At 73.0% G+C, this 13,904-nt stretch carries 13 protein-coding genes and 3 tRNA genes; 4 read left to right on the top strand and 12 right to left on the bottom strand.

Annotated features, from left to right (window positions below):
- The first annotated feature begins 196 nt into the window (after positions 1-196).
- Positions 197-463, top strand: a complete 267-nt coding sequence (locus tag MF605_RS10610; RefSeq protein ID WP_041103606.1) for a hypothetical protein — start codon at positions 197-199, stop codon at positions 461-463.
- A 7-nt stretch (positions 464-470) separates the two neighbouring features.
- Here the strand turns inward: MF605_RS10610 and MF605_RS10605 are convergent, their stop codons facing one another.
- The 4 genes from MF605_RS10605 to MF605_RS10590 form a co-directional block, all read right to left on the bottom strand.
- Positions 471-1,085, bottom strand: coding sequence for a cysteine hydrolase family protein (locus tag MF605_RS10605; RefSeq protein ID WP_134417025.1), 615 nt, complete (start codon positions 1,083-1,085; stop codon positions 471-473).
- Positions 1,086-1,177: 92 nt separating this feature from the next.
- Positions 1,178-1,253: transfer RNA gene (locus MF605_RS10600), tRNA-Phe, on the bottom strand.
- A gap of 72 nt (positions 1,254-1,325) precedes the next feature.
- Positions 1,326-1,399: transfer RNA gene (locus MF605_RS10595), tRNA-Asp, on the bottom strand.
- A gap of 116 nt (positions 1,400-1,515) precedes the next feature.
- Positions 1,516-1,588: transfer RNA gene (locus MF605_RS10590), tRNA-Glu, on the bottom strand.
- Positions 1,589-1,713: 125 nt separating this feature from the next.
- Between MF605_RS10590 and MF605_RS10585 the strand changes: the two genes are divergently transcribed.
- Positions 1,714-2,109 carry a metallopeptidase family protein gene (locus MF605_RS10585; protein WP_002856128.1) on the top strand — a complete coding sequence of 132 codons (396 nt, stop codon included), beginning with the start codon at positions 1,714-1,716 and terminating at the stop codon, positions 2,107-2,109.
- A 7-nt stretch (positions 2,110-2,116) separates the two neighbouring features.
- Here the strand turns inward: MF605_RS10585 and MF605_RS10580 are convergent, their stop codons facing one another.
- From MF605_RS10580 to MF605_RS10560, 5 genes are all read right to left on the bottom strand, one after another.
- A complete protein-coding gene (locus MF605_RS10580; RefSeq protein ID WP_044658646.1) occupies positions 2,117-3,091 on the bottom strand; it encodes a universal stress protein in 975 nt (324 codons plus the stop codon).
- Positions 3,092-3,151: 60 nt separating this feature from the next.
- Positions 3,152-4,081, bottom strand: coding sequence for a spermidine synthase (locus MF605_RS10575; protein WP_044658645.1), 930 nt, complete (start codon positions 4,079-4,081; stop codon positions 3,152-3,154).
- Entirely contained in the window at positions 4,078-4,641 is a 564-nt protein-coding gene (locus MF605_RS10570; protein ID WP_134417026.1) for a GNAT family N-acetyltransferase, read from the bottom strand. The genes MF605_RS10575 and MF605_RS10570 overlap by 4 nt, the downstream gene beginning before the upstream one ends.
- Positions 4,642-4,750: 109 nt before the next feature.
- Positions 4,751-5,128, bottom strand: a complete 378-nt coding sequence (locus MF605_RS10565; protein WP_123244192.1) for a thiamine-binding protein — start codon at positions 5,126-5,128, stop codon at positions 4,751-4,753.
- 31 nt (positions 5,129-5,159) lie between these two features.
- Positions 5,160-6,500: an Nramp family divalent metal transporter gene (locus MF605_RS10560; RefSeq protein ID WP_134417027.1), complete on the bottom strand. Its 1,341-nt coding sequence runs from the start codon at positions 6,498-6,500 to the stop codon at positions 5,160-5,162.
- A 161-nt stretch (positions 6,501-6,661) separates the two neighbouring features.
- On the opposite strand from MF605_RS10560, the gene pta reads away from it, so the two are divergent.
- Both pta and MF605_RS10550 read left to right on the top strand, forming a co-directional pair.
- On the top strand, positions 6,662-8,737 hold the full coding sequence (gene pta, locus MF605_RS10555) for a phosphate acetyltransferase (protein WP_061873053.1): 2,076 nt from the start codon (positions 6,662-6,664) through the stop codon (positions 8,735-8,737).
- A gap of 20 nt (positions 8,738-8,757) precedes the next feature.
- Positions 8,758-9,906, top strand: a complete 1,149-nt coding sequence (locus MF605_RS10550; RefSeq protein ID WP_134417028.1) for an acetate/propionate family kinase — start codon at positions 8,758-8,760, stop codon at positions 9,904-9,906.
- A 128-nt stretch (positions 9,907-10,034) separates the two neighbouring features.
- On the opposite strand, the gene MF605_RS10545 is transcribed toward MF605_RS10550, so the two are convergent.
- From MF605_RS10545 to MF605_RS10535, 3 genes are read right to left on the bottom strand one after another with little or no spacing between them, the layout of a single operon-like run.
- Complete coding sequence (locus tag MF605_RS10545) at positions 10,035-11,789, bottom strand: dipeptide ABC transporter ATP-binding protein (RefSeq protein ID WP_134417029.1); 1,755 nt, start codon at positions 11,787-11,789, stop codon at positions 10,035-10,037.
- 2 nt (positions 11,790-11,791) lie between these two features.
- Positions 11,792-12,784, bottom strand: coding sequence for an ABC transporter permease (locus MF605_RS10540; protein ID WP_134417030.1), 993 nt, complete (start codon positions 12,782-12,784; stop codon positions 11,792-11,794).
- The gene (locus tag MF605_RS10535; RefSeq protein ID WP_002856116.1) at positions 12,781-13,785 is read right to left on the bottom strand and encodes an ABC transporter permease; all 1,005 of its coding nucleotides are present in this window, start codon (positions 13,783-13,785) and stop codon (positions 12,781-12,783) included. The genes MF605_RS10540 and MF605_RS10535 overlap by 4 nt, the downstream gene beginning before the upstream one ends.
- Between the last annotated feature and the right edge of the window lie 119 nt (positions 13,786-13,904).

The raw sequence follows: 13,904 nt of genomic DNA, 5'->3' as shown, positions 1-13,904 counted from the left end.
GTTAGCGTGAGTCATGAGTGGGTCTTTTCGGGCAGGTGGGTTGTTGAGGAACTTCCATCCTGCGGGAGAGGCCCGCTCGTCTCATCTCAGCCCGGCCCTCGTGCCAAGAACCTCATGACCCACAACAACTAGGGTGTGGGGCACCACGACGACGGCGGCGCCGGACGGGCCCGCCCGCGAGAGGAAGGACCGCACCATGACCGACGTCCCCTTCGAGGACCGCGAGGACGAACGAGAGCTCGAGACGGACCTGCTCGCCGATCCCAACGCCGCCGGCGACCCCGAGCCGGAGGACGGCCGCGACGGCCAGCCCGTGCGCGGCGGCTCGGACGACCCGCAGCACCGGGCCGGGGAGGGACGTGCCCCGGACTCCCTGCGCAATGCGGAGTCCGCCGCCATGCACATCGAGGAGGACGCCCAGGACCGCACGCGTGCGGACGAGGGCGACGTCGAGATCCTGTGAACGCCCCTCAGCCCCGGTCGGGGACGAGGCCGGTGCGCAGGAGGGTGAGTGCCTCGTCCTGCCCGAGAAGCGGCTGACGCATCTCGTCGCGGAGGAAGTCGAGCATCGCCGCGGCCAGCGCCGGCTCTTCGGAGGCGATCGCGTCCGTCGCGATCGCGGCGTGGAAGTCGAGGGCGAACGCGGCCGTGGCGGTCTCGGCGATGCAGCTGTGGGTGGAGACGCCGCACAGCAGGAGCCGATCCACCCCGCGGCCCCGCAGCTCGGCCGCCAGTCCCGTGCCGTGGAAGGCGGAGTCCCGGGTCTTCACGACCTCGACGGCGTCCGGGGCGGCCGCCGCGACCCCGTCGAGCAGAGCCGCCTGCCGGGTGCCCGGGAAGGCGAAGCCCTCGCCGTCGGCCAGCATGTTCAACGTCCACGTGGAGCGGTCCCGCGCGTGCTCGGTCCGCACCAGGAAGACGGGACGGCCGGCCTCGTGCGCGGCCCGGAGCAGTTCCACGACCGCCGCCGTCAGCTCGGACTGATGGGCGGCCAGCGCGGGATGCTCGAAGTAGCTGTGCTGGACGTCGATCACCACGAGCGCGGTCTCGCCACCGGTCGCGCGGGCGGAGGAGGAATCGGGCATCGACCCAGTGTGCCCACCGCGTCTCCCCCTGTCAGCGGCCCGTCGCCCCGGACGACGAAGGCCCCCCGCGTCTGCGGGGGGCCTTCTCGAAGTGGTGGCTCCGACCGGCGTCGATCCGGTGACCTTACGATTTTCAGTCGTACGCTCTACCAACTGAGCTACAGAGCCCGGCGACCTTCGTCACCAGGACCATGCGTCACCGGACTCCGTTTCCGAATGCCGGTGATCGGACGATCCGAGCGACCCTGACGGGACTTGAACCCGCGACCTCCGCCGTGACAGGGCGGCGCGCTAACCAACTGCGCTACAGGGCCATGTTCTGTTGTTCTCGCCGCTTTCGCAACGAGTGGAAACTCTAGCAGAGCCTCCGAGCGTCGTGCAAATCCACGCTCCACGTGCCGTTCCGGCTGCCGAGGGCGGCCGTTCTGCGTACCCCCAACGGGATTCGAACCCGTGTCGCCGCCGTGAAAGGGCGGTGTCCTAGGCCTCTAGACGATAGGGGCAGGTCCGATGTCGAGATTCCCGAGGTGGACCCTGGGAGTCTATGGTGGCCGCACACCCTCCGGCAAGTCCGGCCGCCGGCCGGCCGCCCTCCGCACCGCGGAGCCCCGCACCCCCAGGAGCCGCCGTGGACCACCGCCCGTCGCCCGAGCAGCCCGCCGCCACGTGGATGAGCGAGCAGGAGTTCGACGACGCCGTCTCCGCGGCCCTCACCCGCATCCCGGACGAGCTGGCCCGGCTGCTGACGAACGTCGTCGTGGTGGTGGAGGACGAGTACGAGCCGCAGCGCTGGGAGGACCCGGCCACCGAGCTGTTCGGCCTCTACGAGGGCGTGCCGCTGACCGAGCGCGCCGAGTTCGCGTGGCAGATGCCGGACCGGATCGTGGTGTTCCGCGGCCCGCTCACCCGCCACTGCACCTCCCGCGCCGAGCTCGAGGACGAGATCACCGTCACCGTCATGCACGAGGTGGGGCATTTCTTCGGCATCTCCGAGGAGCGGCTCCACGAGCTCGGCTGGGGCTGAGCGACGATCAGGACTCCGGCTGGTCCTGGACCGGGCCGAACGAGGCGCGGCGGCTGAGGCGGACGTCCTCGCGGAACGGGACGACGAGCACCGGGCCCTTCGCGTGGTCCGCGACGCCGCGGCTCGTGGAGCCGACGATCGCACCGGCGAAGCCGCCCAGACCGCGCGTGCCCACCACGGTGAGGCGGGCGGTGGCGGTCTGGTCCACCATCACGTCCACGGGGGTGCCGTCCACGAGCTCGGTGAGGACCTCGAGGCCGGGGAACTCGGAGCTGATCCACGCGGCGCCGGCGTCGAGGCGCTCGCGCAGCTCCCGCTCGCGGGCCTCCTCGTCCAGGCTGACGGCCAGCCATGCGGCGTTCGCGCCCAGGGGCGGGACGGCGCACACGAGCTTCAGCGGGGCCTGGCGGAGGCGGGCCTCCTCAGCGGCCTCGAGAGCGGCGGCACGGCCCTGCTCGGAACCGTCGACGCCCACCACGACGGCGGTCCTGTCCCCCGCGCGGCTGGCCTCGACCCCGGCGGGGATGATGGCGACCGGGCAGTGCGCGTGGCCGGGCAGCGCGGCGGCCACCGAGCCGAGCAGGCGGCCCATGAAGCCGCCGCGGCCGCGCGCGCCCGAGACGAGCAGGGAGGCCTCGGCGGAGAGCTCCACGAGGACGCCGGCCGCGTCCCCGATCTCCACACGCAGCTCCGGACGCACCCCGTCGGCGTCGAGCTTGCCGGCGACCTCCTCCAGGAGGGCCTGCACGCCCTCGCGGAGACGGGAGTCGTCCAGGACGGCGCCGCCGGCGTCCGCGCCGTAACCCCAGTACGCGGGGATCGAGTAGGCGGTGACGAGGGTCAGCGGCTCGCCGCGCAGGCCGGCCTCGCGCTGGGCCCAGCGGGCGGCGGAGACGGACTGGTCGGAGCCGTCCACACCCACCAGGACGCCGAGCGGTGCGTCCTCACGGCGGGTGGCGGCGGGCTGGGTCTGGGCGGACATGGCGACCTCCTCGAGTCGGACTCGACGGGCCCCGGGCGGACCCGGCCGAGTGCCTCCAGTCTACGCCTCGGGGCCCGGGACGAGTCCCGTGATCCCGGGCGCGACGCCCGCGGGGAAGCCGCGTGGATCCTCCGCGAGCCGGGCCGGGAAGGCGTCCATGCGCAGGGCACGGGCCAGGCGGTCGCGGGGGTCGGAGCCGGGCGGGGCGTCCGCGGCGGGGCGGGCCACGGGGGCGTCCGAGGCCGCCACGATGACGTTGCCGCGGCGCCGCCCCTTGAGCATGGGCGGATCCGCGATCACCTCGACGTGCTCGAACGCGGCGACGACGGCGGCCACGTCCGCCCGCACCGACGTCAGGTCCGGCCCGCCGCCCACGTTGAGCACGTACAGCCCGCCCGGGGCGAGGACCCGCGCGGCGGCGCGGGCCGCGTCCAGGCCGGTGAGGCCCGGCGGGGTGATGTGGCGGGCACCGGTCAGGTCCGTGGGGTCCGGGGCGAAGACGTCGCGGATGATCAGGTCGCGGCTGGCCGGGTGGGCCGTGGCCAGGACCTCGGCGGCGTCTGCCACGCGGATGCGCAGGGCCGGGGCGCGGGGCAGGCCGAAGCGCTCGCGGGCGAGGGCGGCCAGGCCGGCGTCGATCTCCACCGCGGTCTGGTGGGAGCCCGGGTACGCGTGGTCCACCCAGCGGGCGAGCGCGCAGCCCGCGCCGCCCAGGTGCAGGGCCCGCAGCGGCGTGGGCTCCGGCCAGTGCGCCCGGACGGCCGCGGCGGCCCAGCGCATGTACTCGAAGGCCATGCGTTCGGGGCGCTCGGGGTCCAGCGGCGAGGACTCGACGCCGTTGACGTAGAGGATGAACGCGTCCGGCTCGAAGGCGTCCTCGCGGATCTCGGCGGTGCCGTGGGTGATCGCGTGGACGCCCGGCTCGATCCCGGCGGGGCCGGCGGATCCGCCCGCGGCCCGGCCCCGGCGCGCCGATGACCGGCGACTCACGCCGCACCGCCGTCGTGCGGGCGACGGCGCACCATCAGCTGCTCGTGCAGGCCGGCCCACGGGCCGGTCATCGGCTCCGGCGCCCCCACTGCCGCGAACCCGTGCTTGGCGTAGAACGCCACGGCCCGCGGATTCTCGGCGAGGACGCGCAGCATCGCGGGACGCTCCCCGACGACGGCGTCCAGCAGGCGCGCTCCCAGGCCGGTCCCGTACGCCTCGGCCAGGACGTAGAGCACCATGAGCTCCACATCGGGCAGGTCGGCGGGCGATGCGGCCGCGTCGTCTGCGCCCGTCCGGCCCGTCTCCGCCGCCGAGCGAGGCGGGCCCGCGAGCGCCACGCCGAGCAGCCGGCCGCCGTCGTCGGCGACCCAGAGGTCACGGTCCGATCCGATCAGCGCGGTCCACACGGGCACGTCCTCTGGGATCCGGTCCTCGATCGCGTCCAGGTACGCGGACGGCAGGAGCGCGCCGTAGGCCTCCCGCCACGACCGCGCCTTGACGCGCAGCAGCGCCTCGACGTCCCCGGGGGCGGCGGGGCGCACGGTCACAGACTCAGGCACGGGCTGCTCCTCTGGGCCGCCGGCGCGGCGGCCATGTCTCGAACGAAAGCGCCTCGACACGCCGCCGTTTCTCGAACGAAAGCGTCCGGGGGGGCAGCGGGGAGGGGGGTCACCCGGCGTCGCCGTCGCGCGGGGCTGGGGCGGCGCGCCGCCCCTCGTCCTCGGCGAGGGCCGACTCGAGGCGCTCGAGCTTGCCGTCCAGCTCGCCGGTGCGGCCGGGGCGGATGTCCGCCTTCAGCACGAGCGAGACGCGGGAGCCGTACGGGGACACGGCGTCCACGGCGGCGCGCACGACCTCCATCACCTCGTCCCACTCCCCCTCGATCTCGGTGAACATCGAGGAGGTGCGGTGCGGCAGGCCGGAGGCGCGCACCACGGCGACGGCGGCCGCCACCGCCCGGTGCACGGACGCGGTGTCCGCGTCGCCGGGCAGGTGCTCGGCGTCGGCGGGTTGGCCGGAGGGGGCGACGGAGAAGGCGACGATCATGGCACCAGTGTGCCCCGCCCCCGCCGCCGGCTCACCCCCCGAGCACCGGCTGCAGGGCCTTGATCAGCTCGTTCACGCCGATCGCCACGAACACGGCCGCGGTCAGGCCCAGCAGCGTGTTGCGGATCCAGCCGTTGCGGAACTGGGCCGGCACCTCCTTCTTGTTGTTCAGGAACAGCAGCGTCACGGCCAGGAACGGCATGAACAAGGCGCCGAGCGTGCCGTAGAGCAGGATCAGGAAGATCGGGCGATCCAGGAACAGCAGGGTCATCGGCGGGAAGGTCAGCCACAGCAGGAAGAAGCGGCCCGGCTTCGAGGCCAGCGAGGGGGCGTCGTCCTGGTCGAGCTCGTCCGCGGGCCGGCGGAAGTTCGTCCAGAAGTCCGCGAACATCAGGGAGACGCCGTGCCACACGCCCAGAAGCGAGGAGAAGGACGCGGCGAAGAAGCCCACCAGGAACACCACGGAGTACGCCTGGCCGTAGCGCTCGGCCAGCACGTTGCCGACGTCGAGCAGGCCCTTGTCGCCCGAGGAGATCGCCAGCCCCGCCGAGTGCAGCAGCTCCACGCCCATGACCATGGTGGCGATCACGAAGATGCCCGTGAGGATGTACGAGGTCGCATTGTCGAACCGCATGACCTTCAGGTACTTCGGGACGTTCCAGCCCTTGTCGCGCAGCCAGTAGCCGTAGGCCGCGAGCGTGATGGTGCCGCCGACGCCGCCGGCCAGGCCGAGCACGTAGAACATGGCCTGGGGATCGCCGGAGGGCAGGCGCGGCACGAGACCGGCGAGGATCTCGCCCAGGTTCGGGGCCGTCAGCGCCGCGGAGAGCAGCACCGTCACGAACATGACGCCGATCAGCACCGTCATGAGCCACTCGATGAGCCGGTACTTGTCCAGCCAGACCAGTCCCAGGCCGATCAGGCCCGCGGCGATCGCGAACACCTTGCTGTCCACACCGGGGAACAGCGCCGCGAGCGGCAGGGCGGTGGAGGACATCGCCGTCGCCCCGTACACGATGCCCCAGATGAGGATGTACGGGCCGAAGTACCAGGACGTCCAGGCCCCGAGGGTGCGCCAGCCCTGGAAGATCGTCTTACCGGTGGACAGGTACCAGCGGCCCACGCCCTCCACGAGCACGATCTTGAAGATCACGCCCAGGATCACGGCCCACAGGAGCATGTAGCCGTAGCGGGAGCCGGCGGTGAGGGTGGCCACGAGGTCCGCGGCGCCCACGCCCGTGGCGGCCGCCACGATGCCGGGTCCCAGCGAGTTCCACTTCGGCCGGATGGGGGTCTCGTTGAGCTCGGCGTCCGTGAACCCGATGATGTCGGGGTTGTGCACGGGGCGGCCGCGGTCGGCTCTCGTTGCCATGGGAGGGTCCTTGATGCTTGACGGGGCGAGTGCAGTCATGTGTGTCACGCGCGTGAGAGACACGCCTCACTCACGTCGATCCGCGTCGGCCGGGACGGGCCCCGACGCCGCGGCCTCGGTACCGTGAACGACGAGCCCCGTCCTCCACCGGAAGGTCCGCCATGCCCCAGGGAATCTTCGTCTCCACCACGTCCACCGGCGCCGGCAAGTCCCTCGTCAGCCTGGGCCTGGCCGACTCGCTGTACCGGCGCTCCGGCACGGTGGGCTACTTCCGCCCCGTGGTGCCCGGCGACGACGTGGAGACCGACCCCATGGTGCTGCTGATGCGCGAGCAGTACGGCCTCTCCCCGGAGCAGGCCCGCGGCGGCCTCACCGCGGCCGAGGCCCGCACCCTCATGGCCGAGGGCCGCGGCGACGAGGTCCAGCAGCGCTGCGTGGAGCAGTACGACGCCATGCGGGCGGCGGGCGGCGTCGTGGTGGTGGAGGGCACCGACCTGATCAGCCCGGACCCGGCCGCCGACCTCGACCTCAACGCCCAGCTCGCCCGCAACCTCGGCACCCCCGTGGTCGCCGTGGTCTCCGGCGCGGACCTGACACCCGAGCAGGCGGCCGACGTCGTGGACCTGGCCCGGCGCACCCTCGACGACGCCGGCGTCGAGCTGCTGGCCGTCATGGTCAACCGCGCGGACCCCCGTGACCTCGACGCCGTCGGCGCGGCCGTGCGCCCCGGCCGCCACGCCTGGCCCGTGTACGTGCTGCCCGAGCTGACCGAGCTCGCGCACCCCTCGGTGGCCGAGGTGGCGGACGCGCTCGGGCTCGAGCAGATGGCCGGGCAGGAGACGCTGGACCGCGACGTCGCCGAGGTCAAGGCCGTCTCCATGGAGGGCGGCAACTTCCTCGAGGTCCTGCGCGAGGGCGCGCTCGTGATCGTCTCCGGCGACCGCTCCGACGCGATCCTGGCCACCGTGGCCTCCTCGCTGACCCCGGACTTCCCCACCCCCTCCGGCATGATCCTCACCAACGGCATCCTCCCGAACCGCCAGCTCCAGCGGCTCTACCTGGGCGCGGCCTTCCCCGTGTTCGTCACCCACGACGACACGTTCACCACCGCCGCGAAGGTCTCCCGGGTGCGCTCCGAGCTCTCCAGCGCCCAGCCCCGCAAGACCGCCGCCGCCCTGGGCACCTGGCACCAGCGCGTGGACGGGGACGAGCTGCTGGCCCGCTTCGACCTGCCACGCACCGACGTCGTCACCCCTCTGCGCTTCCTGCACGAGCTGATCTCCCGCGCCCGCGCGGACCGCCGCCGGATCGTGCTGCCCGAGGGCGAGGATGCCCGCGTGCTGCGCGCCGCCGAGATCCTCCAGCGCCGCGACGTCTGCGACCTCGTGGTGCTCGGCCCGGCCGCCGCCGTGCGGGAGCTGGCCTCCCGCGAGGGCGTGGACCTGACCGGGATCGAGCTCGTGGACCCCGCCGACTCCCCGGACCTGGAGCGCTACGCGCAGGAGTACGCCCGGCTGCGCGTCCACAAGGGCGTGGACGCCGAGCGCGCCCGCGAGGTCATGCAGGAGGGCGCCTACTTCGGCACGATGATGGTCCACCTGGGCGACGTGGACGGCATGGTCTCCGGCGCCGCCCACACCACCGCCAACACCATCCGCCCCGCGCTGGAGTTCGTGAAGACGAAGCCGGGCGTCTCGATCGTCTCCTCGGTGTTCTTCATGCTGCTGCCGGACCGCGCCCTCGTGTACGGCGACTGCGCCGTGAACCCGGACCCGGACGCGCAGCAGCTCGCGGACATCGCCGTGGCGTCCGCGGCCACCGCCGCCCAGTTCGGGGTGGACCCGCGCGTCGCCATGCTCTCCTACTCCACGGGCGCCTCCGGCTCCGGGCAGTCCGTGGACAAGGTCCGCGCCGCCACGGAGCTCGTGAGGGAGCGCGCCCCCGAGCTGAAGGTGGAGGGCCCGCTGCAGTACGACGCCGCCGTCAACGCCTCCGTCGCGGCCTCGAAGATGCCCGGCTCCGAGGTGGCCGGCCAGGCCACCGTGTTCGTGTTCCCGGACCTGAACACCGGCAACAACACCTACAAGGCCGTCCAGCAGTCCTCCGGGGCGGTCGCCGTCGGGCCCGTGCTGCAGGGCCTGAACAAGCCCGTCAACGACCTCTCCCGCGGCACCACCGTGGAGGACATCGTCAACACCGTCGCCATCACCGCCATCCAGGCCCAGGCCCAGGGCTGACGCCCCGGAAGGAGTCCCCCGTGCTCGTCCTTGTCATCAACTCCGGCTCGTCGTCCCTGAAGTACCAGCTCCGTGAGCTGGCCGACGACGGCACGGACGCCCCGGTGCCCGTCCTCGCCCAGGGCCTGGTGGAGCGCATCGGCGTCCCCGGCTCCGGCGTGCCGGACCACGCCGCCGCCCTCGAGCAGGTGGAGGCCGAGCTGGCCGAGGCGACCGGCGGGCGCACCATCGACGCCGCCGGCCACCGCGTGGTCCACGGCGGCGAGCGGTTCACCGCCCCGGCCCGGGTGACCAACGAGGTGATCCGCGCGATCGAGCGCCTCGCCCCGCTGGCCCCGCTGCACAACCACGCCGCCGCCCAGGGGCTGCGCGCCATGGCCGAGCGCTGGCCGGACATGCCCCAGGTGGTCGTGTTCGACACCTCGTTCCACCAGACCATGCCCCGCGAGGCCTGGCAGTACGCCCTGCCGGACGAGGTCTACACGGAGCACGGCATCCGCCGCTACGGCTTCCACGGCACGAGCCACGACCTCGTCACCGGCCTCGCCGCGGAGCATCTGGGCATCCCGCGGGGGGAGTTCCGGGCCGTGGTGCTGCACCTGGGCAACGGCGCCTCCGCCACCGCCATCCGCGACGGCGTCTCCGTGGACACCTCCATGGGCTACACCCCGCTGGCCGGCCTGGTGATGGGCACCCGCTCCGGCGACCTGGACCCCTCCGTGGTCACCCACCTCATGCGGAACCACGGCTATGACGCCGAGGAGCTGGACACCCTCATGAACAGGCGCTCCGGCCTGCTGGGCCTGGCCGGGGAGGCGGACATGCGCCAGGTGCTGGAGAACGCCGCCTCCGGGGACGGCCGCGCCCGCAACGCCCTGGACGTGGCCTCCTACCGGCTGGCCAAGTACGTGGGCGGCTACCACGTGGCCGTGGGCGGGGCGCAGGCGATCGTGTTCACCGCCGGGATCGGCGAGAACTCGGCTCCGTTCCGGGCGCGCGTGCTCGACCGGCTCGAGGCGCTCGGGGTGGCCTACGAGGCCGAGGCCAACCGCGCCCGCGTGGCCGGGCCCCACACGATCTCCGCGCCGGAGTCGGCGATCCCGGTGCTCGTGGTCCCCACGGACGAGGAGCAGGCGATCGCCCGCTTGACGTGGGAGCTCGCCCGCTGAGCACCGCGCCCGACCGTCCGACCGACGCCCAGCGACATCACCGCCGGTCCGCCCGGCGGTGATGTCGCTGCGGCTCGGTCGACACGAACGGGGCGCTTCTGCACCCGACCGTCCGGCCCGGTCAGCGCTCAGACGTGGGTGCCGTCCGCCTCGACGGCGATGCCCAGCTCGTTGCCCGGGATCGAGGCGAGCAGGCGGCGGGTGTACGGGTGCCGGGGGTTGGTGAAGACCTCCTCCGAGCTGGCCGCCTCCACCACCTCGCCGTCCTTCATCACGCACACGTAGTCCGAGATGAGGCGCACCACCGCGAGGTCGTGCGAGATGAACAGGTAGCTCAGCCCCAGCTCCTCCTGCAGGCGCCGCAGCAGCGTGAGGATCTGGTCCTGCACCAGCACGTCCAGCGCGGACACGGGCTCGTCGCACACGATCAGCTCCGGGTTCAGCGCGAGCGCGCGGGCGATCGCCACGCGCTGACGCTGGCCGCCGGAGAGCTCGGCCGGGTACCGGCGGTGGAAATGCGAGGGCAGGGCCACCTGCTCCATGAGCTCCAGCACGCGGGCCCGGCGCTCCTTCGCGGTGCCGCGCCGGTACGTCTGCAGCGGCTCCTCGATGATGCGGCCCACCGTGAACGAGGGGTTCAGGGAGGAGAACGGGTCCTGGAACACGGCCTGCACCCGCTGGCGGAAGTCCTTGAGGTCCTCGCCCTTGAGGCTGAGCACGTCCTTGTCCTCGAAGCTGATTCGCCCCGACGTCGGCTCGATCAGCTTCAACAGCATGCGCGCCGTCGTCGTCTTGCCGGAGCCGGACTCGCCTACGATCGAGACGGTCTTCCCGCGCGGGATCTTCAGGGACACGTCCTTGGCGGCCGTGAAGTCCTCGTGCCCGCGCACCGGGTAGACCTTCGTCAGGTCGCGGATCTCCACGAGCGGCGTGAGGTCCTTCTTGGCCAGGGCCACGGTGGACAGCGCCGCCGTGTCGTCCTCCTTCAGCGCCGCCGGCGCGGGGTCGAACGCCTCCGGCAGCAGCCGGGCCGCCGCCACGGACGGCGCCGCGGCCACGAGGGACCGGGTGTACGCGTGCTGCGGGTCCTCGAGGATGGCCCGCGCGTCGCCGGACTCCACCACGCGCCCGCGGTGCATCACCACGAGCTGCTGGGCGCGCTCCGCCGCGAGACCGAGGTCATGGGTGATCAGCAGCACCGAGCTGCCCAGCTCCCGGGTCATCTCGCCGATCTGGTCGAGGATCACCTGCTGCACGGTCACGTCCAGGGCCGACGTCGGCTCGTCCGCGATCAGCAGCTGCGGACGGCACGCCAGGCCGATGGCGATCAGCACGCGCTGGCGCAGGCCGCCGGAGAGCTCGTGTGGGTACTGCTTGGCCCGCCGCGCCGGCTCGGGGATGCCGGCGCGCTCCATGACCTCCACGACCTTGCCGGCCACGTCCTTCTTCGTCGCCATGCCGTGGGTCAGCAGGGTCTCCCCGATCTGCTGACCCACCCGGGTCACGGGGTTGAGGTTGGACATCGGGTCCTGCGGCACCAGCCCGATCCGGCGGCCGCGGATGCCGCGCATCCGCGACTCGGGCAGGCCCACGAGCTCCTCGCCCGCGAAGCGGACGGAGCCTGCCGTGACCCGGCCGTTGCCGGGCAGCAGGCCGATCGCGGCCATCGCGGTGGTGGACTTGCCCGAGCCGGACTCGCCCACGATCGCCAGCGTGCCCCCGGCCGGGAGCGTGAGGGACGCGCCCTCCACGGCCTGCACGGTGCCCTGCTGGGTGGTGAACTCCACGTCCAGGTCGCGGATCTCCAGCAGCGGGGCGCCGACCGCGGGGACCGCGGGCGTCGCACCGGGGCCGGGCGCGCCGTCGTCGTGCTTGGGGTCCATGGTCAGCGCCTCCGGGAGGTCGGGTCGAGGGCCTCGCGCAGGGACTCGCCCAGCAGGGTGAAGCCGAGCGCGGTGATGGCGATGCACAGGCCGGGCAGGAACGCGAGCCACGGGTTGATGCCCAGCTCGGCCTGCGCGTAGGTGAGCATGCGGCCCCACTCGGCGGTCTCGGGGCGGCCGCCGCCGAGGCCGAGGAAGGACAGGGCGGCCGCGTCGATCACGGCCGTGGCCAGCGTGAGCGTGGCCTGCACGATCACGGGGCCCAGCGAGTTCGGCAGCACGTGGGACATCGTGATCCGCCCGCGCGAGAGGCCGAGGGTCTGCGCCGCGAGCACGTAGTCCGACCCCTTCTGCGTGAGCATCGAGGAACGCAGCAGCCGCGCGAACACGGGCACCTGCGCCACCCCGATCGCGATCATCACCGCGAACGGGGTCTGCCCGAGGATCGCCGCGATGGACACCGCCAGCAGCAGGTTCGGCACCGAGAGCAGGATGTCCACGACGCGCATCACCACGGAGTCCACCCAGCCGCCGAACGTGCCGGCCAGCAGGCCGAGCAGCATGCCGCCGGCCAGGCCGAACGCCGTCGAGATGACCCCGATGAGCAGCGAGGCCTGCGCGCCCCAGATCAGCTTGGAGAGCACGTCCCCGCCGAAGCGGTCCAGGCCCAGCGGGTAGCCGGCCACCTCGCCGGGGCCGGGCACGTGGGTGGGGCGAATCTCGCGCATGCCGGGTGTGGCCGTGCCCGCGTACGGGGCCAGCACCGGGGCGAGGACGGCCACGAGCACGAAGATCAGCACGATCACGGCGCCGGCGATCGCCGCCGGGTTGCGGCGCAGCCGCTGGAGGGCGGCGCCCCACACGGAGGTGCCGCGGGCGTCCGCGGCGGCCTCGGTGGTCTCCTGGGTGGCCCCGGCCTCGACGGGCGCCAGCGCGTGCTCGACGGCGTGCTCGGTGGGTCCGCCGCCGGGGCTGGGGGGCAGGTTCACGCTCATGAGACACGCACCCTCGGGTCGATGAGGCCGTAGGAGACGTCCACGACCAGGTTGATCAGCGAGTAGAGCAAGGCGATGAAGATGATGAAGCCCTGCAGCACCGGGAAGTCGAGCTGGAAGATCGCCTGCGCGAGGAACCGGCCGATCCCGTTGAACGCGAACACCGTCTCGGTGAGCACCGCCCCGGAGATCAGCAGGCCCAGCTGCAGGCCGAGCGTGGTGCTCACCGGCAGCAGGGCGTTGCGCATGATGAAGCGGTCCCGGATCAGGCGCGGGGCCAGTCCCTTGGCGCGAGCCGTGCGCACGAAGTCCGCGTCCTGCACGTCCAGCACGGAGGCGCGGGTGATGCGCGCGATGATCGCCAGCGGGATGGTGCCCAGCGCGATGCCGGGCAGCACCAGGTGGGTCAGCGCGTTCAGGGCCGCGTCCCACTCGGCGGTGATGATGCCGTCCCACACGTAGAAGTTCGTGTAGTGGGTGGCGTCGATCCGCGGGTCCTGCCGGCCGTCCGTGGGCAGCCAGCCCAGCTTCACCGCGAACACCCACTTGAGGATGAACGCCAGGAAGAACACGGGCACCACCACGCCGATCAGGGACAGCACGACGGCGACGTCGTCCTGCCACCGGCCCACATGGCGGGCGGCCCAGTAGCCGAGCGGGATGCCGATGACCACCGCGAACACGATCGCGAAGATCGAGAGCTCCAGCGTGGCCGGGAAGCGGTCCGCGAACTCCTCGACCACAGACCGATTCGTCATGATCGAGGTGCCGAAGTCGCCGCGCAGCAGCCGCCCCATGTAGGTGACGTACTGCTCGAGCAGGGGCTTGTCGAAGCCGTACGCCGCGTTCACCCGGGCCACGGCCTCGGGGGTGGCGCGATCGCCGAGCAGGGCGGTGGCGGGGCCGCCGGGCAGGCTGCGGACCCACACGAACAGCAGGACGGACAGTCCGAACAGGGTGGGGATCAGCAGCAGCAGGCGCTTGCCGATGAGTCTGAGCACGAGGGGCCTCCATGCCGGCGCGGGGGCCGGGCCGGTCGGTGCGAGGGACGGGCGGTGGCGGGCGGGCCGGCGGCGGGCGCACGGGACGGCCCGTCGAAGCAGGGGGGCTCAGCCCTGGG

This window comes from Micrococcus luteus (genome assembly GCF_022664405.1).
GTDB classification, from domain to species: Bacteria; Actinomycetota; Actinomycetes; order Actinomycetales; family Micrococcaceae; genus Micrococcus; species Micrococcus luteus.
Note: the sequence above shows the minus strand (reverse complement) of the source record. Positions and strands in the feature narration are given on the sequence as shown.